This is a genomic window from Rhodanobacter caeni (genome assembly GCF_039523575.1).
Lineage (GTDB): Bacteria > Pseudomonadota > Gammaproteobacteria > Xanthomonadales > Rhodanobacteraceae > Rhodanobacter > Rhodanobacter caeni.
Genome location: NZ_BAAAFO010000003.1, coordinates 652,366 through 679,018 on the forward strand (window position 1 = coordinate 652,366; position 26,653 = coordinate 679,018).

At 68.2% G+C, this 26,653-nt stretch carries 25 protein-coding genes; 9 read left to right on the forward strand and 16 right to left on the reverse strand.

Features of this window, described 5'->3' with window-relative positions; genetic code table 11:
* Window positions 1–10: 10 nt before the first annotated feature.
* The 3 genes from ABD017_RS11580 (at window position 11) to rapA (ending at window position 6,342) form a co-directional block, all read left to right on the forward strand.
* Window positions 11–2,338 carry a catecholate siderophore receptor Fiu gene (locus ABD017_RS11580; protein ID WP_343882903.1) on the forward strand — a complete coding sequence of 776 codons (2,328 nt, stop codon included), beginning with the start codon at window positions 11–13 and terminating at the stop codon, window positions 2,336–2,338.
* 254 nt (window positions 2,339–2,592) lie between these two features.
* Window positions 2,593–3,273 (forward strand): Fe2+-dependent dioxygenase, encoded by a 681-nt coding sequence (locus tag ABD017_RS11585; protein ID WP_343882904.1) that lies wholly within the window; start codon window positions 2,593–2,595, stop codon window positions 3,271–3,273.
* 228 nt (window positions 3,274–3,501) lie between these two features.
* Window positions 3,502–6,342 (forward strand): RNA polymerase-associated protein RapA, encoded by a 2,841-nt coding sequence (gene rapA / locus ABD017_RS11590; protein WP_343882905.1) that lies wholly within the window; start codon window positions 3,502–3,504, stop codon window positions 6,340–6,342.
* Window positions 6,343–6,436: 94 nt separating this feature from the next.
* Here the strand turns inward: rapA and ABD017_RS11595 are convergent, their stop codons facing one another.
* The 4 genes from ABD017_RS11595 to ABD017_RS11610 all read right to left on the reverse strand — a co-directional run bounded on the left by ABD017_RS11595 (window position 6,437) and on the right by ABD017_RS11610 (window position 10,517).
* Window positions 6,437–7,090 (reverse strand): rhomboid family intramembrane serine protease, encoded by a 654-nt coding sequence (locus tag ABD017_RS11595; RefSeq protein WP_343882906.1) that lies wholly within the window; start codon window positions 7,088–7,090, stop codon window positions 6,437–6,439.
* A 169-nt stretch (window positions 7,091–7,259) separates the two neighbouring features.
* A complete protein-coding gene (locus ABD017_RS11600) occupies window positions 7,260–7,811 on the reverse strand; it encodes a C40 family peptidase (RefSeq protein WP_425543720.1) in 552 nt (183 codons plus the stop codon).
* A gap of 349 nt (window positions 7,812–8,160) precedes the next feature.
* Window positions 8,161–8,877, reverse strand: coding sequence for a YggS family pyridoxal phosphate-dependent enzyme (locus tag ABD017_RS11605; RefSeq protein WP_343882908.1), 717 nt, complete (start codon window positions 8,875–8,877; stop codon window positions 8,161–8,163).
* A gap of 185 nt (window positions 8,878–9,062) precedes the next feature.
* Window positions 9,063–10,517, reverse strand: a complete 1,455-nt coding sequence (locus ABD017_RS11610; RefSeq protein WP_343882909.1) for a M20 family metallopeptidase — start codon at window positions 10,515–10,517, stop codon at window positions 9,063–9,065.
* A 204-nt stretch (window positions 10,518–10,721) separates the two neighbouring features.
* On the opposite strand from ABD017_RS11610, the gene ABD017_RS11615 reads away from it, so the two are divergent.
* The 3 genes from ABD017_RS11615 (at window position 10,722) to ABD017_RS11625 (ending at window position 12,199) form a co-directional block, all read left to right on the forward strand.
* A complete protein-coding gene (locus ABD017_RS11615; RefSeq protein WP_343882910.1) occupies window positions 10,722–11,036 on the forward strand; it encodes a ComEA family DNA-binding protein in 315 nt (104 codons plus the stop codon).
* A 145-nt stretch (window positions 11,037–11,181) separates the two neighbouring features.
* Window positions 11,182–11,667, forward strand: a complete 486-nt coding sequence (locus ABD017_RS11620; RefSeq protein ID WP_343882911.1) for an SET domain-containing protein-lysine N-methyltransferase — start codon at window positions 11,182–11,184, stop codon at window positions 11,665–11,667.
* Window positions 11,660–12,199 (forward strand): GNAT family N-acetyltransferase, encoded by a 540-nt coding sequence (locus tag ABD017_RS11625; protein ID WP_343882912.1) that lies wholly within the window; start codon window positions 11,660–11,662, stop codon window positions 12,197–12,199. The genes ABD017_RS11620 and ABD017_RS11625 overlap by 8 nt, the downstream gene beginning before the upstream one ends.
* A gap of 159 nt (window positions 12,200–12,358) precedes the next feature.
* On the opposite strand, the gene ABD017_RS11630 is transcribed toward ABD017_RS11625, so the two are convergent.
* The 7 genes from ABD017_RS11630 to ABD017_RS11660 form a co-directional block, all read right to left on the reverse strand.
* Entirely contained in the window at window positions 12,359–14,026 is a 1,668-nt protein-coding gene (locus ABD017_RS11630; protein WP_343882913.1) for a sulfite reductase subunit alpha, read from the reverse strand.
* On the reverse strand, window positions 14,023–15,051 hold the full coding sequence (locus tag ABD017_RS11635) for an FAD:protein FMN transferase (protein WP_425543721.1): 1,029 nt from the start codon (window positions 15,049–15,051) through the stop codon (window positions 14,023–14,025). The genes ABD017_RS11630 and ABD017_RS11635 overlap by 4 nt, the downstream gene beginning before the upstream one ends.
* 6 nt (window positions 15,052–15,057) lie before the next feature.
* Complete coding sequence (locus tag ABD017_RS11640) at window positions 15,058–15,870, reverse strand: DUF4198 domain-containing protein (RefSeq protein ID WP_343882914.1); 813 nt, start codon at window positions 15,868–15,870, stop codon at window positions 15,058–15,060.
* A gap of 24 nt (window positions 15,871–15,894) precedes the next feature.
* Window positions 15,895–16,410, reverse strand: a complete 516-nt coding sequence (locus tag ABD017_RS11645; protein ID WP_343883107.1) for a DUF2271 domain-containing protein — start codon at window positions 16,408–16,410, stop codon at window positions 15,895–15,897.
* A 14-nt stretch (window positions 16,411–16,424) separates the two neighbouring features.
* Window positions 16,425–17,069, reverse strand: a complete 645-nt coding sequence (locus ABD017_RS11650) for a PepSY-associated TM helix domain-containing protein (RefSeq protein WP_343882915.1) — start codon at window positions 17,067–17,069, stop codon at window positions 16,425–16,427.
* A 277-nt stretch (window positions 17,070–17,346) separates the two neighbouring features.
* Window positions 17,347–17,676, reverse strand: a complete 330-nt coding sequence (locus ABD017_RS11655; RefSeq protein ID WP_343882916.1) for a non-heme iron oxygenase ferredoxin subunit — start codon at window positions 17,674–17,676, stop codon at window positions 17,347–17,349.
* Complete coding sequence (locus tag ABD017_RS11660) at window positions 17,673–18,221, reverse strand: GNAT family N-acetyltransferase (protein ID WP_343882917.1); 549 nt, start codon at window positions 18,219–18,221, stop codon at window positions 17,673–17,675. Before ABD017_RS11660 ends, ABD017_RS11655 begins: the two co-directional genes overlap by 4 nt.
* Window positions 18,222–18,400: 179 nt before the next feature.
* Here ABD017_RS11660 and ABD017_RS11665 point away from each other — a divergent pair, with 179 nt between their 5' ends.
* On the forward strand, window positions 18,401–19,135 hold the full coding sequence (locus tag ABD017_RS11665; protein ID WP_343882918.1) for a DNA-formamidopyrimidine glycosylase family protein: 735 nt from the start codon (window positions 18,401–18,403) through the stop codon (window positions 19,133–19,135).
* 12 nt (window positions 19,136–19,147) lie between these two features.
* Here ABD017_RS11665 and ABD017_RS11670 read toward each other — a convergent pair whose 3' ends face one another.
* The 5 genes from ABD017_RS11670 to ABD017_RS11690 form a co-directional block, all read right to left on the reverse strand.
* Window positions 19,148–20,392 carry a cysteine desulfurase gene (locus ABD017_RS11670; protein ID WP_343882919.1) on the reverse strand — a complete coding sequence of 415 codons (1,245 nt, stop codon included), beginning with the start codon at window positions 20,390–20,392 and terminating at the stop codon, window positions 19,148–19,150.
* Between the two features lie 134 nt (window positions 20,393–20,526).
* Window positions 20,527–21,831: a Fe-S cluster assembly protein SufD gene (gene sufD, locus ABD017_RS11675; protein ID WP_343882920.1), complete on the reverse strand. Its 1,305-nt coding sequence runs from the start codon at window positions 21,829–21,831 to the stop codon at window positions 20,527–20,529.
* On the reverse strand, window positions 21,828–22,592 hold the full coding sequence (gene sufC / locus ABD017_RS11680; protein ID WP_343882921.1) for a Fe-S cluster assembly ATPase SufC: 765 nt from the start codon (window positions 22,590–22,592) through the stop codon (window positions 21,828–21,830). Before sufC ends, sufD begins: the two co-directional genes overlap by 4 nt.
* Before the next feature lie 110 nt (window positions 22,593–22,702).
* A complete protein-coding gene (gene sufB / locus ABD017_RS11685) occupies window positions 22,703–24,169 on the reverse strand; it encodes a Fe-S cluster assembly protein SufB (protein WP_343882922.1) in 1,467 nt (488 codons plus the stop codon).
* An 8-nt stretch (window positions 24,170–24,177) separates the two neighbouring features.
* Window positions 24,178–24,654, reverse strand: a complete 477-nt coding sequence (locus ABD017_RS11690) for an SUF system Fe-S cluster assembly regulator (protein ID WP_343882923.1) — start codon at window positions 24,652–24,654, stop codon at window positions 24,178–24,180.
* Between the two features lie 229 nt (window positions 24,655–24,883).
* Here ABD017_RS11690 and ABD017_RS11695 point away from each other — a divergent pair, with 229 nt between their 5' ends.
* On the forward strand, window positions 24,884–25,222 hold the full coding sequence (locus tag ABD017_RS11695) for a P-II family nitrogen regulator (protein ID WP_056081413.1): 339 nt from the start codon (window positions 24,884–24,886) through the stop codon (window positions 25,220–25,222).
* Window positions 25,212–26,579, forward strand: a complete 1,368-nt coding sequence (locus tag ABD017_RS11700) for an ammonium transporter (RefSeq protein WP_425543722.1) — start codon at window positions 25,212–25,214, stop codon at window positions 26,577–26,579. The genes ABD017_RS11695 and ABD017_RS11700 overlap by 11 nt, the downstream gene beginning before the upstream one ends.
* The last annotated feature ends 74 nt before the right edge of the window (window positions 26,580–26,653 follow it).

The following is a 26,653-nucleotide window of genomic DNA, read 5'->3' on the forward strand; positions in this document are numbered from 1 at the left end:
GAACCCACGCATGTCCTTCATCAAGAGCCGCAAGCACGACCTTTCCGCGGGAGCGCGACGCATGTCGCTGGCCGGCACCACCACCGCCACGCTGCTCACCGGCCTGGCGCTGGCGCAGTCCGCGCTGGCGGCGGACGCCTCCCCGGTCGCGCAGTTGGCGGACGCGCGCACGCTGCCTGGCGTCAAGGTGCAGGCCACGCGCGGCGCCGATTACCGCGCCGACATGGTCTCCTCGCCCAAGTTCACCCAGCCGCTGCTGGACACACCGCAGACCATCGCCGTGATCTCCAGCGACCTGATCGCCGACCAGGGCGCCACCACGCTGACCGAGGCGCTGCGCAACAGCCCCGGCGTGGGCACGTTCTACGCGGGCGAAAACGGCAACACCTCCACCGGTGACGCGGTCTACATGCGCGGCTTCGACGCCTCCAGCAGCATCTTCGTCGATGGCGTGCGCGACCTGGGTTCGGTCTCGCGCGACGTGTTCAACATCGAGCAGATCGAAGTGGAGAAGGGCCCTGCCGGCACCGACAACGGCCGCACCTCGGCTGGCGGCGCGATCAACATGGTGAGCAAGCAGCCATTCCTGGTGAACGCGATTTCCGGCGCGGTCTCCTACGGCGACGCCAACCGCAAGCGCGTCACCGCCGACTGGAACCAGGTACTCGGCGAGCACGCCGGTTTCCGCCTCAACGTGCTGGGCCAGGAGGGCGGCGTCAGCGGCCGCGACCATCTGCAGAACAACCGCTGGGGCATCGCACCGTCGCTGGCCTTCGGCCTGGGCACGCCCACCCGCGTGTACCTCAACCTGCTGCACGTGAGGCAGGACAACGTGCCCGACGGCGGCGTGGCGACGATCGGCCTGCCCGGCTACAGCAGCCCCGACCCGGACGCCCGACCGTGGTTGAGCGATGCCCCGCGCGTCGATCCGACCAACTTCTACGGCACCGACGCCGACCACGACCACGTCAAGGCCGACATGGCCACGCTGCGCATCGAGCACCAGTTCGCCAATGGCGCCACGCTGCACAACACCACCCGCTGGGGCCGCACGCAGCAGGACTACCTGCTGACCTCGTTCATGTACAGCGCCGCCAACCTGGTCACGCCCGACCCGGCCGACCCGTCCAGCTGGACCGTGGCGCGCAGCAACCCCACGTTCAAGGACCACACCAACACCATCCTCACCAACCAGACCAACCTCACCGCGTCGTTCCACACCGGCGCGGTGGAACACGCGCTCAGCACCGGCATCGAACTGACCCGCGAGAAGCTGGCGACCATCGGCATGGCCGTGCGCAACGGCAGCGCCTGGACGCCGGCCAACATCTATCACCCCACGCCGCACGCCACCGGCCTGGCCTGGGGCCGCAACGACGCCGACAGCGACGGCAAGACCACCACCGAGGCGGCGTACGCGTTCGACACGCTGAAGTTCGGCGCGCAGTGGCTGCTCACCGGCGGCGTGCGCCTGGACCACTACAAGACCGCATTCACCAGCCGCGTGCCCTGCGGCGGTCGTCGCGGACCGGATTGCGGCACGCTGGCCCAGGGCACCGCGGTGCCCGGCGTCAATGCCACCGTTTCAGACAACCTGCTCAACTGGAAGCTGGGCGTGGTCTACAAGCCGGTCGCCAACGGCAGCATCTACGCCGACTACGCGGTCTCCGCCCAGCCGCCCGGCGGCGCGCAATTGCAGCTGAGCTCGTCGGCCAACAGCGCCGACAACCCCGCGTTCGATCCGCAGAAGGCACGCACCGCCGAGCTCGGCACCAAATGGGATCTGCTGGGCGAAAACCTGCTCGTCAGCGCGGCCGTCTACCGGACGGACATCAGCAACGACATCGCCCAGGGCGACGACGGCCTGTACTACCAGACGGCGAGGAAGCGCGTCAGCGGCGTGGAACTCACCGCGGTGGGCAAGCTGTCCGAGCGCTGGTCGGTCAGCACCGGCTTCACCAGCATGGACACCCGGGTGCTCAAGGGCACGGTGGTTTCGCAGGACGGCTCCGACGACCTGGCCTACACCCCGAAGTACGCGTTCACCGCCTGGACCACCTACCAGTTTCCGTTCGGCCTCTCCCTCGCCGGCGGCGCGCGGTACGCGGGCCAGTTGAAGCGCGGCACCGACGGCGCCGTGGGCACGCCCGACTACACCAAGTCGTATACGGTCTTCGACGCGATGGCCACCTACGCGGTCAACGCGCATTTCGACCTGCAGTTGAACGTCTACAATCTGTTCGACAAGACCTATGTGTCGGCCATCAACAAGAGCGGTTACCGCTACACGCCGGGCACACCGCGCTCGGCGATGCTGACGGCAAACGTGCGGTTTTGATGTTCGGTTGAGGGCGAGGATTGAGGGGTGAGGGGCGTGAAGTGCCCCACGCTCCCACGCCGTTCTCCCTGAGCGTAGCCGCACAGCGGCGAAGTCGAAGGGCCCAGCACACGGCGAGGCTTCGACTTCGCCGCTGCACGGCTACGCTCAGCCCGAACGGTTGAGGGAATGCACGTACTCCCTACTCCCCATCCCGGTTTTCAACAGACGAATGTCTGGTCATCCCGCTCCAGCCAACCACCGCGGACCCGCCCATGCTCCTGCACATCCCTGCCGTCCTCGACACCCCCAGGGTGGCGCAAATGCGCACCGCACTGGCATCGGCCGAATGGACCGACGGCCGCGAAACCGTCGGTGCGCAAGGCGCGAAGGTGAAGCACAACCGGCAATTGCCCGACGCCTCGCCGCTGCGTCGGCAACTGGGCCAGACCGTGCTGGCGGCATTGACGAAACACCCGCTGTATCACGCCGCGACGCTGCCGCTGCGCACGTTGCCGCCGCGCTTCAACCGCTACGAAGGCGGCGGCGAATACGGTTTCCACGTGGACGGCGCGGTGATGGCGCTCGATGGCGCGGGCGCGCAGATACGCAGCGATGTTTCCTGCACGCTGTTTCTCAGCGAACCGCACGAGTACGACGGCGGCGAGCTGATCGTCAGCGACACCTACGGCGAGCACGAGGTGAAGCTGCCCGCGGGCGACCTCATCGTCTACCCGTCGAGCAGCCTGCACCGCGTGGCGCCGGTCACGCGCGGCGCGCGCATCGCCTCGTTCTTCTGGGTGCAAAGCCTGATCCGCGACGACAGCCGCCGGCGCCTGCTGTTCGAGCTGGACGGCTCGATCCAGGCACTCACCGCCACCGGCGCCGACACCACCGCCGTGCTGCAACTGACCGGCATCTACCACAACCTGCTGCGGCAATGGGCCGAGACCTGAGCACACGTCCCCGCGCCGGCTCGCGTCGCAACGGTTCCCAGCAGGGAGCCTCGAAATGCCGACCAATGGCTCGTCATCCCGGCGAAAGCCGGGATCCAGTGCCCCTGGGCTCAAGCACCTGAAGGCACTGGGTCCCTGCTTGCGCAGGAACGACGGAGTTCTTTGAGGTTCCCAGCAGGGACCGCGCGGCGGATAATCGTCGGCCCTCGAATGCAACACGGCGGCGCAATGTTCGTACCTGGTCAACGCTGGATCTCCTCTGCCGAACCCGAACTGGGCCTGGGCACTGTCCTTCGCGTCGAAGGACGCGGCGTGCAGGTGCTGTTTGCCAAGGCCGGCGTGCTGCGTCCCTACGCGATCGACTCGGCACCGCTTCTGCGGGCGGAATTTCGCGCCGGGCAGCGGGTGGCCGGCAAGGGCATCGCGTTTTTGGTCGAGCGGGTGGAAATCCGCGACGAGCTCTTGATCTACCGCGGCGAAGGCCGCGAGCTGGAGGAAGGCCAGCTCGATGACGAACAGAGCGTGAGCCAGGCCGACGACCGCCTGATCGGCGGCCGCACCGACCCGGTGGCGCAGTTCGAACTGCGCCTGGAAGGCATGCAGCGCCGCGCGCTGGCGCGCCGTTCGCCCAGCTGGGGCCTGGCCGCCGCCCGCATCGGGCTGGTGCCGCACCAGTTGCGTGTCGCCGGCATCGCTTCGGCACGGCGTCCGCCGCGCGTGCTGCTGGCCGACGAGGTGGGCCTGGGCAAGACCATCGAGGCGGGCATGATCATCGCCCGCCAGCTCGCCACCGGCCGCGCCTCGCGCGTGCTGTTGCTGCTGCCCGACACGCTGGTCTACCAGTGGTTCGTGGAATTGCTGCGCCGCTTCAACCTCAGCTTCGCGATCTACGACGAGGAGCGCTGCGAGGCGCTCGAACAGGCGGGTGAACACGGCAACCCGTTCGAGGACGAGCAACTGGTGATCGCCGATTTCGGCTTCCTGGAAAACTCGCCCAAGTACGCCCAGCAACTGCTGCAGGCGCCGTGGGATCTGCTGGTGGTGGACGAGGCGCATCACCTGGCGTGGTCGCCCACCGAAGCCAGCCCGCGCTACACGATGGTCGAAAAACTGGCCGCGGTGATCCCCGGCGTGATCCTGCTTACCGCCACGCCCGAGCAGTTGGGCCGCAGCGGCCATTTCGCCCGGCTGCGCCTGCTCGACCCGCAGCGCTACCACGATCTGGACGTCTATCTGGCCGAGTCCGACCGCTACCAGGCGCTGTCGAAAGTGGCCGACCTCCTGCTCGATGGCGAACCGCTGGACGACGACCAGCGCGCCGCCCTGGCCGAGGCCTTCCGCGGCGACGACGCGCTCACCGCGTTGCTGGCCGACTCGACCAAGCCAGCCAACGCGCGCGAACTGCTGGCCGCGCTGATCGACCGCCACGGCACCGGCCGCGCGATGTTCCGCAACAACCGCGCCGGCGTGGGCGGTTTTCCGCAGCGTGCGCCGGTGTGGCACCTGCTGGACGCCGACGACATCGACGAAGCCACGAAGCAATCGCTGCTGGCCGAATTCCACGCCGACATCCAGCAGCCACCCGGCGCGATCGAGGTCGATTACAGCACCGACCCGCGCGTGGATGCGCTGATCGCCCTGCTCGATGCGCATCCGCAAGACAAGTTCCTGCTGATCTGCCGCAGCCAGGCCAAGGTGCTGGCGCTGGAAGAGGTGCTGCGCACGCGCAGCGGCGTGGGCCTGGCGCGTTTCCACGAGGGCCTGGGCATCGTGCAGCGCGACCGCAATGCGGCGTTCTTCGCGCAGCCTGACGGCGCGCGGCTGCTGCTGTGTTCGGAGATCGGTTCGGAAGGGCGCAACTTCCAGTTCGCCCACCGGCTGGTGCTGTGGGACCTTCCGCTGGATCCGGACCTGCTGGAACAGCGCATCGGCCGGCTCGACCGCATCGGCCAGCGGCACGACATCGCCATCCACGTGATCGCCGTGGCCGACAGCGCCCAGCACATGCTGGCGCGCTGGTACGACGAGGGCGTGGACGCGTTCCGCCACAGCCCCGCCGACGGCCGCGAACTGCTGCGTCGCTACGGCGCCACGCTGACCGAACTGGCCGAGGAACACGCCCGCGGCGACGACAACCGCGACCAGGAATTCGAGGCGCTGCTGGCCGAAACCCGCGCCACCCACGAGGAGCTGGCCGAACTGATCCGCGGCGGCCGCGACCACCTGCTGGAGCTGGCCGCCAGCCGCGACCTGCATGCCGACGAACTGCAGCAGGCCTTCGCGCGCGAGGACAACGACCCGGGCCGCGACGGCTTCATCCAGCGCCTGCTGGAGACCTTCGGCATCCACGCCGAGGAGCTGGGTGGCCAGGTGCTGCTGCTCGATCCGCAATACCTGTCCACCGACGCCCTGCCCGGTTTCGCCGAGGGTCCGCAATCGGTCACCTTCAGCCGCGACGTGGCGCTGGCGCGCGAGGAGTTGCCCCTGCTGCGGCTGGATCACCCGCTGGTGGCCGGCGCGCTGGACCTGGCGCTGTCCGGCGAGCAGGGCAACGCCGCCTTCATGGTCGACGACGTGCTGCCGCCACGCACCGCGCTGCTGCAGGCGGTGTTCGTGCTGGAATGCGTGGCCGACCGCTCGCTGGATGCGGAGCGATTCCTGCCCAGCCTGCCGATCATCGTCACCGTGGACACCAAGCTGGCCGAACGCGCCGATTTCACCCCCAGCGAGGTGGCCTTGCGCAAGGCCGCCGACCGCAACATCGAGGTGCCGCGCTACCGCAAATTCCTGGGCAAGCTGGTGCCGCCGATGCTGGAACGGGCCGAGGCACTGGCCGGCACGCGCGCCCAGGCACGCATCGGTGAAGCCGTGGCACAGGCCACCGAGGCGCTGGACGCGGAGTTGTCACGCCTGCTGGCACTGCGTGCGGTGAACCCGTCGGTAAGCGAGGCGGAAATCGCCGCCGTCACCGACGAACGCAACCAGTTGCTGGCCGCCCTGCCGCTGTCGCGGCTGCGCCTGGATGCGGTGCGGTTTGTGGTCAGCGCGGATTTCCTGGCGTTGCGCTGAAAGTGGTTCTTTGTAGGAGCGACTTCAGTCGCGACCACGCACGACCGTCAACTCCGGTCGCGGCTGAAGCCGCTCCTACAACAAGGTAATACCTTCAGCGCAGCAGGCGCCCCTTGGGCTTGACCGGCAGCCGCCCGCGCCAATATTGGATCAGCACGTAGCCGCCCACCATGCCACCCAGGTGCGCGAAATGCGCCACGCCGGCCTGGGTGCCGGTAACGCCCATCACCAGTTCCACCAGCGCGTAGCCGATCACGAACAGCCACGCGGGCATCGGCACGGGCAGGAAGATCAACATCACCTTCTCGTGCGGGTACAGCATGCCGAAGGCCAGCAGCAGCCCGAACACCGCGCCCGACGCGCCCAGCGTGGGATAGAAGCCGTGGGTGAACCACTGCACCACGATCAACTGCGCCACCGCCGCCACCACCGCGCAGACGAAGTAATACACGATGAAATTGCGCGCGCCGAAGGTGCGCTCGATGACGCCGCCGAACATGTACAGCGCCACCATGTTGAACAGGATATGGGTCACGCCCCCATGCATGAATGCGTAGCTCACCAGCTGCCACGGCCGAAAACCCACCGACGCCAGCGCGCCGCTGGACAGTTGCATCACGTGGTCCGGCCCCCACGGCCACAGCGCGAAATACTGCAACAGCATTTCGCCGAACACCTGTTGCAGCAGGAACACCACGACGTTGGCGATCAGCAGGTTGCGGGTGACAGGCGGCAGGTTCGAGGGCATGCGGCGGATTCCGGGAAGCAGGTGGCAAGCATGGCAGCGGGCGCCGCCGTGCGGCGCGCATCAACCCAATGAGATGGGGCGGCCACGACGATGGCACAAGCATCGGGGCGGCCATGCAAAACGAAAAGCCGCCTTTCGGCGGCTTCACGCGGGACTCGGCGGTGGCGGATCAACCGTTGTGCGCGGCCATCGCCATCGCTTCCGGGCGCTTGGCGCCCACGAAGCGCTTGGCCCAGTAGCCGCTCTCCAGGCTGGAGATCTCCACCGACTTGCCGGTGGTCGGCGAATGGATGAAACGGCCATCGGAGATGTAGATGCCCACGTGCGAGACGCGATGCTTGCCGCTCGTGCGGAAGAACACCAGGTCGCCCGGCTTCATGTCGGCGCGCTTGACCTTGAGCCCGGCCAGGAACTGGGCGGCGGAGTTGGTCGGCAACTGCATGCCCACCGCATGGGCGAACACGTAGCGCACGAAACCGCTGCAGTCGAATCCGGTCGAGGGGTCGCGTCCGCCACGGACGTAACGCGTATCGCGCAGCTTCATCGCCATGGCGATCAGGGCCTTGCGCAGGTCGGTGATGCCGGCGACGTCCTCGGCCTCGTCGGCCGCGGTGGCGGCCGGCGGCGGCTCGACCGCCGCGGTGCCGGTCGCGGCCACCGTGTCCTGGCGGGCCAGCAGCGCGGGGAACGCGGCGGCATCGGCACCGGTCAGGGACCGCACGCTGGCAAAGATCGGCAGCGGCGTTACGGCCGGGACGGCCGCAGGGGCGGTGGCGGGCTGAACATCGATATAGGCACTGTGCGTGACGGCAGCATGCAGAGGACCGCAGAGCGTAGCGGCAACAAGGGCCGCGGCAACGGTCAATCGGTGGCTTGGCATGCGGGACTATCCCCTTTTGCGGTTCACGGAACGTCTTCGCGTGGTGTCGAAGACGTGACGAAGGGGTGAACTTAGCAAAGGGAGATAGGCCGTATGTTCGATCCGGGTTAACTGAACTGCGTCGTTTCGGGTTTCCGGGACGTCGCGCACAGTGGGCTCCGTCGCACGCCGGGCGAGATCGAGGCGGTGTTCAGGGCGCCACTGGACCGGCCGCCGGCATGGCGCGCGGGCCGAAGATCGCGGTGCCGATCCGTATCTCGGTGGCGCCCTCGGCGATCGCCAGCGGGAAATCGCCGCTCATGCCCATCGACAGGCGCGGCAGGTCGTGGCCACGAGCGGCGGCCTGGTCGCGCAGTTCACGCAACTGGCGGAAGCAGCCGCGCACCACGTGGGGGTCGTCGGAGTGGGTGGCCAGCGTCATCAATCCGCGCGGGCGCAGGGTGGGGTAGTCGCGCAGGCTGTCCAGGAAGGCCGGCAACTGGGCCGGGGCCAGGCCGTACTTGCTGTCCTCGGCGGCGGTCTTGACCTGCACCAGCACGTCGATCGCGCGCCCTTCGGCCTGCAGCCACCGGTGCAGCGCCGCGGCCAAGTCCGCCCGGTCCAGCGACTGCACCTCGCTGGCCAGCCGCGCCACGTCATGGGCCTTGTTGGTCTGCAAGTGGCCGATCACCACCCACTCGATGCCGCAGCCATCCATCGCGGCAGCCTTGTCGCGGATTTCCTGCACCTTGTTCTCGCCGAAGCGGTGCAGGCCCAGCGCCATCGCGGCGCGAACAGTCTCGGCGTCGAAAGTCTTGCTGACCGGCAGGATCGTCACCTCGGCCGGATCGCGCCCGGCGGCATGGCAGGCTTCGTCCACGCGGTGGCGGACGTCGGCCCAGTTGGCGGCGAGATGGGAGTGGGGCATGGGAGTAAGGGACGATCCGATCAAGTTTCTACTCGTCATTCCAGCGAACGCTGGAGGAGCTTTACAACAGCCGAAGGCTGGTCATCCAGTGTCTTCATGGGGGTTACCGAGGCGCTGGATCCCAGCTTTCGCTGGGATGACGGCCCTCTCCCAACCCTCTCCCCAAGGGAAAGAGGAGACGGGCTTCAACCTTTGGCGCCCTGCGCGCCATGCCGCGCCACCACCTCGGCCACCACCATGCTGACCTTCTTGCCGGTGGGGATGTGCAGGAATTCGTTCGGCCCGTGGGCGTTGGAATGCGGCCCCAGCACGCCGGTGATCAGGAACTGCGCCTTGGGGAATTTCTCGCCCAGCATGCCCATGAACGGGATGCTGCCGCCCTCGCCCATGTAGGTGGCGGGCGCGCCGAAGTAGTGCTGCGAGGCGTCGTCCACCGCCTGCTCCAGCCACGGCGACAGCGCCGGCGCGTTCCAGCCGCTGCCGTCCTTTTCCAGGTCGAAGGTGACCTTGGCGCCGTACGGCGGGTCTTTTTCCAGCAGCTGCTTCACGAATTCGCCGGCCTTGGCGCCGCTCAGCGTGGGCGGCACGCGCAGGCTCAGCTTTACTGCCGTCTTCGGGCGCAACACGTTACCGGCGCTTTCCAGCGGCGGGATGCCGCCGATGCCGGTGACCGCCAGCTGCGGGCGCCAGGTACGGTTGAGCACCAGCTCGGCCAGGTCGTCGGTGACCGGCTGCATGCCTTCCACCCACGGGAACTTGCTGAAGATGTCCTCGCCCAGCACCTGGGCCGAATGCTTCGCCTGCTCCACGCGGTGCGCGGGGATGTCCACGTACAGCTCCGGCGGCTTGATCCGGCCGGTGGCCGGATCTTCCAGCCGCGACAGCAGCTCGCGCAGGATGCGGAAGCTGGACGGCACCACGCCGGAGGCGTCGCCGGAATGCACGCCCTCCTCCAGCACCTGCACGGTGAGGTTGCCGCCGGTCATGCCGCGCAGCGAGGTGGTCAGCCACAGCTGGTCGTAATTGCCGCAGCCCGAATCCAGGCACACCACCAGCGACGGGCTGCCGATGCGCGCGGCCAGGTGGTCGACGTAGTGCGGCAGGTCGTAGCTGCCCGACTCCTCGCAGGCCTCGATCATGATCACGCAGCGGGCGTGGGCAATGCCCTGGTCGTGCAGCGCCAGCAGCGCGGCCAGCGAGCCGAAGATGGCGTAGCCGTCGTCGGCGCCGCCGCGGCCGTACAGCTTGTCGCCCTTGAGCACCGGCGTCCACGGACCCAGCCCCTCGGCCCAGCCGGTCATTTCCGGCTGCTTGTCCAGGTGGCCGTACAGCATCACGGTGTCGTCGCCCTGGCCGGTGGCAGGTGCGCCGTTCGCGCCGCAGGCGGGAATGTCGATGTAGATCAGCGGCGTGCGCTTTTCCAGCCGCACCACTTCCAACGTGGCGCCGGGGAGATGCTGCAGCTTGGCGCGCGCCCAGGTTTCCATCAGGCGCACCGCCGCGTCCATGTGGCCGTGCTCGGCCCACTGCGCGTCGAACATCGGCGACTTGTTGGGAATACGGATGTATTCGATCAGCTGCGGCACGATTTCGGCGTCCCACAGGTCAGCGACATAGCGGGAAAGTCGGGCAGTATCCATCGCGTAACTCCAACAGCGTCAAACGCGCATTCTATCAGCGGCATAGGTTGGCCCTGCGCCGACGTGCCGTAAGTCATGCCTCACAGTTCCCCACGCGCGACGCGCACGGCGCGGCTGCGCGCGGTCCGGCTGTGCACGCCGCGCGAAGCGGCCAGTGTGGGGCGGCGGCCATCGGCCGCCTCGAACTTTCGCAAGGAGCCACCCATGATCCGCACACTCGCCGCCCTCGCTATCGCCGCCGCGCTGGCACTGCCCGCGCTGGCGTCTGCCGCCACGCCGGTCAACATCAACCAGGCCGACGCGGCCACCATCGCCCGGTCGCTGGATGGCGTCGGCGCCACGCGCGCCCAGGCCATCGTGGCCTGGCGCGACGCGCACGGCCCGTTCAAGAAGGCCGACGACCTGCGCCACGTGAAGGGCATCGGCAAGGCCACCATCGAGCGCAACCGCGACGCCATCCTGCTGGCCAATACGGCCGCGGCGCCGACCGAGCACAAGCACGTCGCCCGCAAGGATTGAACCCCGAACCCGCTTTGCCCCCTCCCCTGCTGCGCAGGGGAGGGTCGTTCTTGTTCTTCTCCGACCAGTACCCCTACCCCCAACCAACGTCCACCCGCCGCACCGCCGCGCTAAACTCGCGCGCCCCGCTGCCGCTGTACTGGACATGATCCTGCCGCGTTACCACGTTGCCGCCTCCGCCATTCCCGGCGCGGGCAAGGGCCTGTTTCTCGACGAAGCCGTCGCCGCGGGCCGTGTGCTGACCGCGCCCGACGGCATCGACCGCACCTTTCGCCACGCCGAAATCGCCGCCTCGCCCGCCTTGAGCGCCCAATGGCACCTCAGCGCGCGCTGGTTCGAGGACCGCTACACGCTGTCGCCCGACTGGCCCGACGAGTGCTACATCAACCACAGCTTCACGCCGAACGGCTTGTGGCACCTGGGTTTCGTCTTCGCGCTGGCCGACCTGCCGGCGAGCACCGAGCTGACGGTGGACTACCGCCACCTGCTGCCGCCGGGCCAAAGCGAGGATTTTGCCGATTCGGCCACAGGTGGGATAATTACCGGCTTGCCCTGGCACGAGAGTCTTGCCAGCACTACCCAGGCGCTGGCCCGCTTGCTGGCCGCCACCAAAGCTGATCGTGATGTTTGAGATACCTACCCTCCAGACGGCGCGCCTGCGCCTGACCGCGCTCACCGAACGGCATTTCGACGACTACGCCGCGATGCTGGCCAACCCCGAAAGCACGCGCTGGGTCGGCGACGGCCAGCCGCTGGACCGCACCAACGCCTGGCGCTCGCTGGCGATGCTGCTGGGCCATTGGCAGTTGCGCGGTTGCGGCATGTGGGCGCTGGAGCTGAAAAGCACCGGCGAGTTCATCGGCCGCGTGGGTTTCATGTATCCCGAAGGCTGGCCCGACCTGGAGCTGGGCTGGATGCTGAAGCCCGAACACCAGCACCAGGGCTACGCCACCGAGGCGGGCAACGCCGCGCTGGATTTCGTGTGGAACCGCCTGCACGCGCCGCGGGTGATCAGCCTGGTGCGGATCGGCAACGAAGCCTCCGACCGGCTGGCCGAACGCCTCGGTGGCGAGCACATCGAAGACATGGATTTCTACGGCAGCCACAGCCACGTGTTTGCCTATTACCCGCCCCATCGCGAGCATCGACGGGCCTACGCTTAGGGATGCTCTGATTTTGCTCGTCATCCCAGCGAGCGAAGGCCTGCCCAGACTTCCCTAAAGGCACTGGATTGACCGGTCCTTCGGACTGTTGAAAAGCGCTACTGCATCCGCAGGAATGACGAGCAAAGTCAGATTGACCAGACGTTCCCTGGCTGCACTTCAGTACACATCGCGGCGATAACGGCCCGTGTCGCGCAACCGCTCGACGGCCGCATCGCCCAGCACCTCGCCCAGCACCGCATCCACTGCCGGCGCCATGCCTTCGAGGCTGCCGCAGACGTGGATCGCCGCGCCGGCCGCCACCCATTCGCGCACGGTATCGGCCGCCTGCAACAGGCGGTGCTGCACGTAGATGCTTTCGGCCTGGTCGCGCGACCAGGCGAAATCCGCGCGTTCGAGGTGGCCTGCCGCCAGCCAGCGTTCGATCTCTTCGCGGTAGTGGAAATCGTGTGCCTGCTGGCGCTCGCCGTACACCAGCCAGTTGCGGTGGCGACCCGCATCGATGCGCTCCTTCAGCAGTGCCCGCAGCGCGGCCATGCCGGTGCCGTTGCCGATCAGGATCAGCGGCCGCGCGTCGGCGGGCGCATGGAAGGCGGCGTTGCGGCGCACCCGCAGGGCGATCTCGCTGCCGATCGGTGCATGCATGGTCAGCCAGCCCGAACCGATGCCGGGCGTGCCGTCCGGGGCGGTTTGTTGGCGCACCAGCAGATGGATGGCGCCGTCGGCGGGCACCGAGGCGATCGAGTATTCGCGATGCGGCAGCAACTGCAACCGGGCCGCCACCGCCGCCGCGTCCAGCCCGGCCACCTCGCCGGGTGCCGGCAGGCGGCAGCGCGCCAGCAGGCTGGCCAGCGGCAGCGTTTCCTTTTCGAACGTCACCATGGCATCGCCATCGAGCGCATGCACGGACAACCACGACGCCACCGCCTGTGGCGCATGCCGCGGGCCGATGTCCACCAGGTCACCGGCCTGCCATGACAGCGCGCCCTGCAACGGTTGCATGGCCAGGTGGAAACAGGGGCCGCCGAGGCTGCCGGCGTTGAGCCGTTGCCGTTCCACCAGCTGCCATGGCTGATAACGCGGCGGCTGCCAGTCCGGCAGGTCGCGCACATCGCACAGCGCGGCCAGGTGGTGCTGCCAATGGCGCAACGCGGCGGCGTCCTCGTCGTCCACTTCCACCGGATCGAACAGCGCCTGGGCGCCGCTGGCCCGCAGCCAGTGCTGCAGCTGGCGGCCGAAGCCGCAGAAGTCCTCGTAGTCGCTGTCGCCCAGCGCCAGCAGGCCGTAGCGCAAGCGGGCCAGGTCCGCCGCGTTCGCCATCGCCTGGCGCGCGAAGGCGACGGCCATGTCCGGCGGCTCGCCGTCGCCGGTGGTGCTGACCACGAACAGCGCGCGCGAGGTCTCGCGCAAGCCCGCCAGCGTGGAGGCGTCGATCGCATCCACGCGCGAGGGCACCCCGGCCGTCTGCAGGCTCTGCCAGGTTTGCCGCGCCAGTTGCTCGGCCAGGCCGGTCTGGCTGGCGTAGAACACGCGCACGGTATCCGGCGCGCCCGGCGCGGGCACGTCGACGGCCTTTTGCGGCATCGGGTCGACCGGGCCGGTTCCACCGCCTTCGCCCCGCCCGCGATGCCGAAACCAGCCGGCCAGCAGCACCCAGCCCGCCAGCAGCCAGGCCGCGGCCAGCCAGCACTGGCGACCCGGATCGTGCCATTGCACCGCCTCGGCACGGCAGAACCACATCAGCGCGGCCAGCAGCGCGAATGCCGCGATCAATGCGGCATTGCTGATGGTGGCCAGCTGCCCGGACGCGGCGCGGTCGTGCTTCATGGGCGCACCGCTTCGGCGAACGCGGGCGACATGCGCTGCACGAAACCCTGCGGCGTGCGCACGATCATCAACACCGCCAGGCCGCGCGAGCGCGCAAACGCCATGCCCTTGTCGGCGCCCATCACGCTCAGCGTGGTGCCCAGCGGATCGGCCTGCACGCAGTCATCCGCCAACACGCTCACCGACGCCACTTCGTGCGGCACCGGGTAGCCGCTGCGCGGATCGATGTGGTGCGAGTAGTAGCGGCCGCCGTCCTCGAACACGTGGCGGTAGTCGCCCGAGGTGGCGATGGCGCGCTCGTCCAGTGCGATGGTATCGATCAGTTCGCCGGCATCGATCACCCCGCCGGCCGCCGCGTCCGGCCGCTCGATGCCCACCCGCCACACGCTGCCGTCCGGCTTGCGTCCGTGCGCCCGCAGTTCGCCGCCCACTTCCACCAGGTACGCACGCACGCCCATCCGCTGCAGGTAGCGCGCGACCTGGTCCACGCCGTAGCCCTTGGCCACTGCGGACAGGTCGAGGTACGCGCCGCCCGGCTGGCGTACGCGATGCGCGGCGGGATCCAGCTGCACTTTCCACCACCCCACGCGCGAGCGTGCTTGCGCGATTGCCTGCCGGGTCGGCGGCTGGCGCGGGCGCTGGTCGGGGCCGAAACCCCACAGGTTCACCAGCGGGCCCACGGTGGGGTCGTAGGCGCCATCGCTGTCCTTCGCCAGCTGCAACGCATGCCGCAGCACGGTGAAGAATTCCGGCGGCAGCCGCTGCCAGGTACCGGCCGGCGCGCGGTTGAAGCGCGACAGGTCGGAGTCCGGCTTGTACGTGCTCATCTGGCCGTCCACTCGATCCAGCTCGGCCTGGATGCCCTGCTGCACGGCTTCCATCGACTGCGCGGACGACAGGTCCGCCACCACCGACCAGGTCGTGCCCATGGTGCGCCCATGCAGGCGCTGCAGCTGCGCCGCCGCGACGGGCGCGGCGGCGGTGCACAGCATCAGCACGATCAGGAAAGGCAGGCGGAACGGCATCACGTGCTACTCGGGCAGCACCTCGAGCGTGGCCGTGTACGACAGCCGCCGCTTGCTGGCCTGCTTCACGCCGCTCTTGTCGTCCTGCGTGGCCGCGTTGACCCAGTACATGCCCGGATGCGGCCAGGTGAGCGTGAACTTGCCATCCGCACCGGTCTGCGCGGTCATCTCATCCTGCGCGTTGCGGTAGCGGGTGGCGCCGGCAATGGCGCTGACCTTGAGGCCCGCGGCGGGCTTGCCGTCCAGCAACAGCTGAAACGTGGCCGGCTCCCCTTCCACCAGGTCGGTGACGCCGGAAACCGGCACCAGTTCCAGCCCCTGCCCGCTCGGCTTGAGCGCGGTGGCGTTGGGCTTGCCGTTGGTGACGAAGGTTTCCACGCGGCTGCTGGAGGCGGTGACCTGGACGTCCTTGGCGCCGGCGGGGATCGCCGTGGCCAGTTCGTCGGCGTTGCCGCGCCAACGCTTCTTCTGGCCGTTCAGTTCATAACGGGCAAACAGGCCCTGGTTGACCAGCGCCAGCTTGTAGGTGCCCTGCTGATTCAGTGCGACGTCGAACACGCTGCGGTATTTGCCGGTGGCTGCGTTTTGCGGTTTGGCCGTCTGGCCGTCCGGCGCGGTAATCACCAGCTGCTCCAGCGGCGCGGCGTGGTGGTCGGGGAAAAACAGGTCGTTGGAGATGGCTGCATCCACCGTCACCCACGGGTCGGTGCCGGCCACATTGGTGGCCGAGGGCACCATCCACATCTTGTGCGCCTGGGCGGCCAGCGGCGTGGCGATGGCGGCGGCCAGGGCGATCCATTTCAGTGCGAGCTTGTGCATGTTTGCTCCGGATGTCGGCGGGAATCAGGGATTGATGTCGAGGCTGACGGTGCCGAGCTCGCTGCTGCCCCGGGCGCTCAAGTGTTGCGTCGTGGCGGCCGGCCAGGTGAACGGTACGCGCACCACTTCACGACCGCCCACTTCGCGCGCGGCCTCGACCACCAGGGTGTAGTCGCCCGGCGCCAGCGTGCCCAGCGGCGCCTGGCCATCGACGAACTTCAGCTGGTATTGACCGGCCGGCCGGGTGGCGCCGGACACCCCGTCCACCGGCAACGACAAACCGCGACCGCCGCGGCGCCACCACTGGCGCAGGTCGGGCAGCCACTTGGTGCCGGCGCCTTCCTTGCTGTCCTTCTGCGCATACCACGCCGCCAGGTGGGCGGCCACGCTGCGGTCGGCGCGCTCGATCCAGATGGCCGCGTACGGCCGGTGGTATTCGGCCACCTTCTGCTCCGGGATCTGCACGGTGACGTCCAGCTCGGCCGCCGCCAACGGCGCGGCCAGCAGCAAGGCAAGGGTGCAACACAACAAACGACGCATGGGCATGGGCCTCGTCAATGAATGAAAAGCAGCGCCAGCAGCGCCGGCAGCACCAGCCCGGCCGTCACCAGCGGCCAGGTGGACGTGCGCCGCGCGGCGTGGAACTTCAGCAGGAACAGGCCGGTGATCGAAAACACCAGGCAGGCCAGCGCAAACACGTCGATGAACCACCCCCACACCGGCCCCGCGTTGCGGCCCTTGTGCAGGTCGTTGAGGTAGGCCACCGCGCCGCGGCGGGTCAGCTCGTATTGCACCTCGCCGGTGGCGCGCTCGATGCTGAGCCAGCCGTCGCCACCGGGCCTCGGCAGCGACAGGTAGATCTCGTCCGCCGACCATTCGCCCGCGCGGCCGGCAACACGCGTCGCCAGGGTTTCGTCCAGCCAGCGCGCCACCGCGTCGGGCAACGGCGCCGCCTTGCGCACGTCCTCGCCCGCCACCATCGCCCGCAGCGCGATCGGCAGGGTCGCCGTGCGATCGACCACCGTTGGCGTGGCCTCGATCTGCCGCGCGTGGTTCAAGGTGATGCCGGTCAGCGCAAACAGCAGCAGCCCGACCAGGCACAGCGCCGAGCTGATCCAGTGCCATTGGTAGAGCTGGCGCATCCAGAACGCGCGGCGCGGCAACGTCGTGGGAGGTTGTGGAGATGAGGAATGTGCCATCGACGCCTGCGACCCGCAGCCTTTTCCCGCAGCGGCAAGGCCACGGAACGACGGCTGTTTTCGACCAGAACGCGGCGCCAACGACAGCCGCGCGAGATGGGGCAATTAGACTCTAAATAAGAATCAATCGCAACAATGCCACCGCGATCGGCCGACGGCAAAATGCTTGCCTCACGTCGAAGTGCATAGCAGCACCAACATGACGCGCGGCTGGACGGATGCGAGGCGTCGCCCGCGCGCCGTGTTCGACGGCCTTCCAGATCGCGAATCGGAGCCTTCAGCGATCGTCGCGGGTCCAGATCGCGCCGTCCTCCTCGCGCACGGGGAAGCTGGCGATCGGCTCGTAGGCCGGGGGTTTCGTCACCGCGCCGGTACGCACGTCGAAGCGTGCGCCGTGGCGGGGGCATTCCACTTCGAAGCCGAACACCTCGCCGCCGGCCAGGTCGCCGCCGTCGTGGGTGCAGGTGTCCTCGATGGCGTACAGCGCGCCGTCGATGTTGTACACGGCGATCGGGGTGTCGCCGTCCCACACGACCTTGTATTCGCCAGGCAGGAAATCGCTGCGCGTGCCGACACGCACCCAGTCGTGCGCGTTCCAGTCGTTCATGCCGCGGCCTCCGTCAGATGCTTCACCAATACCTCGAAACGCAGGTCGTCGCGGCGCGGGATGCCGAAGCGCTCGTCGCCATACGGAAACGGCTCGAACTGGCCGGTGCGCCGATAACCGCGGCGGCCGTACCAGGCGATGAGTTCATCGCGCTGCACGATCACCGTCATGCGCAGCGTGGTGCAGCCCCAGGTTTCGCCCACGATGCGCTCGGCCTCGGCCAGCACGCGCTTGCCCAGGCCCGCGCCCTGCGCCAGCGGGTCGACGGCGAACATGCCGAAGTAGCCGCTGTCGCCGCGGCGTTCCAGCTGGCAGCAGGCCATCAGCCTGCCGCCGCGTTCGGCCAGCAGCAGCTGGCTGTGTGGCCCGGCGATCAAGGCCAGCACGTCATCGACATTGGTGCGCCGGCCGTCGAGCAGATGGGTTTCGGTGGTCCAGCCGCGCAGGCCGGATTCGCCGCGATAGGCGGATTCCACCAGCGCCACGATGGCGGCGGCGTCGGCGGCGCGCGCCGCGCGGAAAGTCAAGGGATCGGCGTCGGTCATGCGGGAATGATAGCGCCGGCCCATGCCGCCACCATGACCTGCGGCAACCGGCGTCACGTTCCGGCGACCCGCGCCAGCGCGCTGTCGATCCTCGCATACACGACGCGCCAGCATCGCCTTTCACCTTTCCTCAGCACCGGCACCGAAAGAATGCACCAAGCATTCTTGCGGAAGCTGCCATGCCGGAAGGCCCCTCCATTGTCATCCTGCGCGAGGAAGCGGCCGGCTTCGTCGGCCAGCGCATCCGTCGGGCGGAGGGCAACGCGAAGATCGACATGGCGCGCCTGCCGGGCAAATGCATCGAAAGCCTGCGCAGCTTCGGCAAGCAGACGTTGATCGAACTGCCTGATGTCGCCATTCGCATCCACCTGCTGATGTTCGGCAGTTACCGCATCAACGAGCGCAAGGACGCGGCGCCGCGGCTGAGCCTGGGCTTCGACAAGGGCGAGCTGAATTTCTACAGCTGCTCGGTGCGCCTGCTGGACGGCGAGCTGGACGAACTCTACGACTGGCGCGGCGACGTGATGTCCGATGCGTGGGACCCCGCGCTGGCCCGGCGCAAGCTGCGCGCGATGCCGGACACGCTGGTCTGCGATGCGCTGCTGGACCAGACCGTATTTGCCGGCGTGGGCAACATCATCAAGAACGAGGTGCTGTACCGCATCCGCGTGCATCCGCTCTCCACCGTGGGCGCGTTGCCGCCGCGCAAGCTGGGCGAGCTGGTGAAACAGGCGCGCGCGTACAGTTTCGAATTCCTGGCCTGGAAAAAAGCCTATGTGCTGCGCAAGCACTGGCTGGTGCACAACCAGGGGCGCTGCCCGCGGCATGACATACCGCTCAAGCGCGCCTACCTGGGCAAGACCAACCGGCGCACGTTCTTCTGCGAGCTTTGCCAGAAGCTGTACGTCGATTAGGCCGCGGTGCCGTCACATCAGCAGCTTGCGCACCTTGAGCAAGGCCGCCACGAAGGCGTCGACCTCCTCGCGCGTGTTGTAGAACGCCAGCGACGCGCGCAGCGTGGCGGGCACGCCGAAAAACTGCATCAGCGGGTGCGCGCAATGATGGCCCGAGCGCACGGCCACGCCCTGCAGGTCGAGCAGCGTGGCCAGGTCGCTGGCCTGGGCGCCTTCAAGCAGGAACGAGATCACCGGCTCCTTCTCGCGCGCCTCGCCGAAAATGCGCACGCCGGGCACCTCGCGCAGGCGCTCGGTGGCGTAGGCCAGCAGTTGCTGCTCCCACGCGTGGATGGCGTCGAAACCCAGCGAGTCGTAATAGTCGATGGCCGCGCTCAGGCCCACGAAGCCGGCGATGTTGGGCGTACCGGCCTCGAACTTGTGCGGCACGTCGGCGAAGGTGGTGCCGCTGAAGCGCACCTCGCGGATCATGTCGCCGCCACCGAAGAACGGCGGCATCGCCTCCAGGTGTTCGCGCTTCGCCCACAGCGCGCCGGTACCCGTGGGGCCGAGCATCTTGTGGCCGGTGACGGCGTAGAAATCGCAACCCAGCGCCTGCACGTCCACCGGCCTGTGGGGCACCGCCTGCGAGCCGTCCACCAGCAGCGGAATGCCGCGCTTGCGGCACTCTTTCGCGATCTCGCGCACCGGGTTCACCGTGCCCAGCACGTTGGACACGTGCGCCACGCAGGCCAGCTTGACCTCCGGCGTGAGCATGGCGATGTATTGCTCCAGGTCCAGCTCGCCGCGCTCGTTGATCGGCGCGGCTTTCACCGTGGCGCCGCTGCGCGCGGCCACCAGCTGCCACGGCACGATGTTGGCGTGATGCTCCATCACCGTGGTGAGGATGGCGTCGCCGGCCTTTAGCCGCGGCAATGCATGGCTGTACGCCACCAGATTGATCGACTGGGTGGTGCCGGAGGTGAGGATCAGTTCATCGCGCGACGGCGCGTTGATGAAGCGCGCCAGCTTGTCACGCGCGCCCTCGTACGCCGCGGTGGATTCCTCGCCCAGCTGATGCACCGCGCGCGCCACGTTGGCGTTGTGGCGGCGGTAGTGCGCGTCCATCGCCTCGATCACCGAGGCCGGTTTCTGGCTGGTGTTGGCGTTGTCGAAATACACCAGCGGCTTGCCGTGCACGCTGCGCGTCAGCAGCGGGAAATCCGCGCGGATGCGCTGCACGTCGAAGACGGTGGAAGGCGTGGGTTGTGCGTTCATCGTCGATGTTCCAAGAGTGTGACTCCCTCCCCTGCTTTGCAGGGGAGGGTTGGGGAGGGGTTCGCTCTTGATCTGAACGTCAAAAGCGCCACCCCCTCTCAGCCTCCCCCTGCAAGCAGGGGAGGAGCAAAGCTTCAGGCAGGCAACTGCGCGATCAGCAACGCGGACAAATGCTCGCGCAGCGCCTCGTTCGGCAAATCGTCCAGCACGGCGCGACAGAACGCCGCCGTCAGCAAGGCGCGCGCTTCGGCCAGCGGGATGCCGCGCGAACGCAGGTAGAACAGCGAGCGTTCGTCCAGCTGGCCCACGGTGGCGCCGTGCGCGGCCTTCACCTCGTCGGCGTAGATCTCCAGCTCGGGCTTGGCGTCGATCTCGGCGCTGCCGGACAGCAGCAGGTTCTTGTTGTTGAGGCTGGCATCGCTGCCATCGGCGCCGGGCGCGACCACGATGGCGCCGCGGAACACACCGCGGGCGCGGTCGCTGGCCACGCCGCGCCAGACCGAACTGGACGCGGTATTCAGCGCCTGATGGCGGATCGCCAGCTGCGTGTCGACGTGCTGGCGACCGTGCGGCATGAACACGCCGCGGGTTTCCAGTTGCGCGCCATCGCCGATCAGCTCGGCGCGCAGGTCGTGCCGCACCAGCGCGCCGCCCAGCTCGGCCAGGTGCAGCGTGGCGTGCGCACGCGTCTGCAGGCGCAGGCTGGTACGGCGGATCAGGCTGGCGCCGGCGGCGGCCTGCTGCACTACGGCGTGGTGCAGGCGCGCGCCCTCGCGCAGCTCGATGTCGCCGACCACGGTGGCAAGATGCGCCTGTTCGCCGCTGGCCAGATGGTGTTCGACCAGGCTCAGCGCGGCACCTTCGCCCAGTTCGATCACGTTGCGCAGATGCCAGGCCAGGTCGCCTTCGGCGGGTGCGCCGACGAACACCAGGTGCACCGGCGCGGCGATCTTCGCGTGGTCGGCCAGGCGCAGCACCACGCCGTCGCGGGCATGCGCCGCGTTGATCTGGGTGAACGCCTCGTCGGCCTCGTAGTGGCGGCGCGACAGCACGAAGCGCAGCGGGTCCGGATCGGTATGCAGGGCCTGCGACAGCGGCTGCAGCGTGAGGCCGCTGGGCAGCGCATCCAGCACGGACAGATCGGCGCGAAACACGCCGTTGACGAACACCAGCCGCGCACCCTCGACGCCGGGCAACGCCAGCGTCGTCGGGTCGACCGCGCGCGTCAGTGCCGCCTCGTCACCGTCGGCGAAAGACCGACGTGCCAGGCCACGCAGCGCGGTGTATTTCCATGCTTCCACCCGCGCCAAGGCCAGGCCGCCGGCGACGAAGACCTCGCGGTTGTCGCGCCGCATCGCATCCAGCCAGGCGATGCCGCTGGCGGGCAGCGGCGCATCGACCAGCGAGGCGACCAGCGGCAGGGTTGCCGGCTCGCTCATGCCGAGGCTCCCGCCGGCTGGCGTTCGGCGATGCCGGCGTAGCCGTGTGCCTCGAGCTGCAGCGCCAGCGACTTGTCGCCGGTTTCCACGATGCGTCCGTTGGCCAGCACGTGCACCACGTCGGGCACCACGTAGTCGAGCAGGCGCTGGTAGTGGGTGATCATCAGGAACGCGCGGTCGGGCGAGCGCAGCGCGTTGACGCCGTCGGCCACGTGCTTGAGCGCGTCGATGTCCAAGCCCGAGTCGGTCTCGTCCAGGATCGCCAGCTGCGGCTCCAGCAGGGCCATCTGGAAGATCTCGTTGCGCTTCTTTTCGCCGCCGGAGAAGCCTTCGTTGACGGCGCGATGCAGCAGCTCGTCGGAGATCTGCATCACCTTCAGCTTCTCGCGCACCAGCTTCAGGAACTGCATCGAGTCGAGCTCCTTCTCGCCACGCGCCTTGCGCTGCGCGTTGAGCGCCGCGCGCAGGAAATAGGTGTTGTTGACGCCGGGGATTTCCACCGGGTACTGGAACGCCAGGAACACGCCGGCAGCGGCGCGCTGCTCCGGCGCCAGCGCCAGCAGGTCGATGCCGTTGTAGGTCACGGTGCCCGCGGTGACCTCGTAGCCGTCACGGCCGGAAAGCACGTTGCCCAGCGTGGACTTGCCCGCCCCGTTCGGCCCCATGATCGCGTGCACCTCGCCCGCGTTCACCGCGAGGCTGAGCCCCTTGAGGATTTCCTTGCCCTCGACGCGGGCGTGCAGGTTTTCGATTTTCAGCATTTCAGTATCCGGGAATGGGGAATCGGGAATGGGGAACCGTCAGAAGCGAACTCGGGGGCCGCATGAAGCTCTTGCGATTCCCGATTCCCCATTCCCGATTCCCGTTTCAATCAGCCAACGGCGCCCTCGAGGCTCACCTCGAGCAGCTTCTTCGCCTCCACCGCGAACTCCATCGGCAGCTCGCGGAAGACCTGCTTGCAGAAGCCGTCGACGATCATCGACACGGCATCCTCTTCGGCGATGCCGCGGCTGCGGCAGTAGAACATCTGGTCGTCGGAGATCTTGGAGGTAGTGGCTTCGTGCTCGACGATGGCGGTGGGGTTTTTCACTTCCATGTAGGGGAAGGTGTGCGCGCCGCACTGCTTGCCGATCAGCAGGCTGTCGCACTGGGTGTAGTTGCGCGCGTTGTCGGCGCCCTTCTCCATCTTCACCAGGCCGCGGTAGCTGTTGGAGCTCTTGCCGGCGCTGATGCCCTTGGAGACGATCTTGGACTTGGTGTGCTTGCCCAGGTGGATCATCTTGGTGCCGGTGTCGGCCTGCTGGAAATGATGGGTCAGCGCGACGGAGTAGAACTCGCCCACCGAACGGTCGCCACGCAGCACCACCGACGGGTATTTCCAGGTGATGGCCGAGCCGGTTTCCACCTGGGTCCAGCAGATCTTGCTGTCGTCACCACGGCAGTCGCCGCGCTTGGTGACGAAGTTGTAGATGCCGCCCTTGCCGTTCTCGTCGCCGGGGTACCAGTTCTGCACGGTGGAGTACTTGATCTTGGCGCCTTCCAGCGCCACCAGCTCGACCACCGCCGCATGCAGCTGGTTCTCGTCGCGCTTGGGCGCGGTGCAGCCTTCCAGGTAGGAGACGTGGCTGCCTTCCTCGGCAATGATCAGGGTGCGCTCGAACTGGCCGGTGTTCTGCGCGTTGATGCGGAAATAGGTGCTCAGTTCCATCGGGCAACGCACGCCCTTGGGAATGAACACGAAGCTGCCGTCGGAGAACACCGCCGAGTTCAGCGCGGCGAAGAAGTTGTCGCCGGTGGGCACCACGCTGCCCAGGTATTTGCGCACGATCTCGGGGTATTCGCGGATCGCCTCGCTCATCGAGCAAAACAGCACGCCGGCGTCGGCCAGCTGCTTGCGGAAGGTGGTGCCGACGGAGACCGAGTCGAACACCGCATCCACCGCCACGCCGGCCAGCGCGGCGCGCTCGTGCAGCGGGATGCCCAGCTTCTCGTAGGTTTCCAGCAATGCCGGGTCGACCTCGTCCAGCGACTTGGGCTGCTTCTTGGGTGCGGCGTAGTAGCTGATGGCCTGGTAGTCGATCGGGTCGATGTTGAGCTTGGCCCAGTCGGGCTTGGGCATGGTCAGCCAGTGGCGATAGGCCTCCAGCCGCCATTCGGTCATCCACTCGGGCTCGCGCTTGACGGCGGAGAGCGCGCGGATGGTGCCCTCGTCCAGGCCCGGCGGCAGGCCGGTCATCTCGATGTCGGTGACGAAGCCGGCGGCGTAGCTGCGGCCCAGGGCTTCGGCCACATCGGCGTTGTCGCGGAGCGTGGTGGCGGTGCTGGTTTCGATAGTCATGGCGTCTTTCATTCCGTGGTGGCCGCGCCGGCGGGGACGGGCGCGCTGTCGATCACCTGCATGGCAATGCGTCGATTGGGCGGCGGCGGTTTCATCATGTCGGCCAGGCTGACCGCGCGCAGCGCGTTGTCCAGCACGTGGTTGATCTGCTGCCAGCTGCCGCGCACGCCGCATTGCGCCTCGCGGTCGCACTGGCCCTCGGCGATGCTGCATTCGGTCATGCCCAGCGGGCCTTCCAGCGCCTCGACGATCTCGGCCAGCGAGATCTCGCTGGCGGGCCGCGCCAGCCGGTAGCCGCCGTTGACGCCGCGAAAGGATTCCACCAGCGCCGCGTGCCCCAGCGTCTTGAGCAATTTGCTCACCGTGGGCAGCTCCAGCCGGGTTTCCTCGGCGATCTGCACGGCGCTGTGCACGTGCTCGGGATGGGTGGCGATGAAGGCCATCACCACCGTGGCGTAATCGGTCAATCGGCTGACGCGGAGCATGGGACCGGGCCGGGTTGAATCGGGACCAAAATGGTACTGATTAGCGCCGCCGCGGTCAACGCTGCCGCAGCGCACCATCGGGGGGAAAGCACGCTCGGCGTTGCCCGGTGACCGTGCAAATTCGCCCGCCACCGGGCCGCAAGTCCTTGAAAAAGCAGGCGTCGCGGCGCCGGCAGCGCGTGGCATGCATCGTGCTGATCCCGAAGCCTCACCGCCGAGGAGAAACGCCATGAAGTGGATCACCGCCATCATCAAGCCCTTCACCCTGGACAGCGTGCACGAGGCCTTGTCGGAAGCGGGCGTGCAGGGCATGACCGTCACCGAAGTGAAGGGTTTCGGCCGACAGCGCGGCCATACCGAGCTGTATCGCGGCGCCGAGTACGTGGTCGATTTCCTGCCCAAGCTGAAGGTCGAGGTCGCGGTGGCCGACGATCAGTTGGAGCAGGTGATCGAGGCCATCAGCGGCGCGGCCCGCACCGGCAAGATCGGCGACGGCAAGGTCTTCGTCAGCGATCTGGAACAAGCCATCCGTATCCGCACACAGGAGTCCGACGTCGATGCGCTCTGAAAAAACGGGAACGGGGAACAGGGAACGGGGAACCGGTGGCCGCCTGTTGGCGCGCAGCGGGTTGGTGCTGGGCGGTAGCGCGCTGGCGTTGCCGGCGATGGCGCAGACGGCGGCCACCCCGGACAGCGGCGACACGGCCTGGATGCTCACCGCCACCATGCTGGTGTTGTTGATGACGATACCGGGGCTGGCGCTGTTCTACGGCGGCATGGTGCGGGCGAAGAACCTGTTGTCGGTGTTGATGCAGTGTTTCGCGATCACCGCGCTGGTGAGCGTGCTGTGGCTGCTGTACGGCTACAGCGTGGCGTTCAGCACCGAGGGCATGCAGGCAGGCGTGACCAACCTGCACTCGTTCATCGGCGGCTTCGACCGCGCGATGTTCGCGGGCATGACGCCCGCCAGCCTGTACGCGCACGTGCCGGAAAGCGTGTTCGCGATGTTCCAGCTCACCTTCGCCATCATCACGCCGGCGCTGATCGTGGGCGCAGTGGCCGAGCGCATGAAGTTCTCGGCGCTGATGCTGTTCACCCTGGGCTGGTTCACCCTCGCCTACCTGCCGATGGCGCACATGGTGTGGGGCGGCCCCGGCTCGTTCCTGGGCGACATCGGCGTGCTGGATTTCGCCGGCGGCACGGTGGTGCACATCAACGCCGGCATCGCCGGCCTGGTGGCCTGCCTGGTGCTGGGCAAGCGGCGCGGCTACCCGCACATGCCGATGCCGCCGCACAACCTGGGCTACACCCTGATCGGCGCCAGCATGCTGTGGCTGGGCTGGTTCGGCTTCAACGCGGGCTCGGCCGTGGCCGCCAACGGCACCGCCGGCATGGCCATGCTGGTGACGCAGATCGCCACCGCTGCCGCCGCGCTGGGCTGGATGGGCGTGGAGTGGATCATCCACCGTCGTGCCAGCGTGCTGGGCATCGCCTCGGGTGCGGTGGCCGGGCTGGTCGCGATCACCCCCGCCGCCGGCACCATCGGCCCCGGCGGCGCACTGATCCTGGGCGCGGTCGCGGGCGTGATCTGCTTCTTCTGCGCCACCCGCCTGAAGCACTACTTCGGCTACGACGACAGCCTGGACGTGTTCGGCGTCCACGCCATGGCCGGCATCGTGGGCGCGCTGCTCACCGGGCCGTTCGCGGCGGCGGCGCTGGGTGGTTTCGGCGCTGTCGAGCACCCGTGGCTGCAGCTTTGGATCCAGGCCAAGGGCGTGGGCTTCACCGTGCTGTGGAGCGGCGCGCTGACCTGGCTGGTGCTCAAGCTGATCGACTGGACCATCGGCCTGCGCGTGGACGAGGAACAGGAGCAGATCGGCCTGGACCTGGCCCTGCACGAGGAGCGCGCCTACAACCTGTCGTAAGCCGCGGTCATGGAGACGGGTGGCGGACGGTCGACGGATCGACAAGAATCGTCCGCTGCCCACTTCTGCGGAGT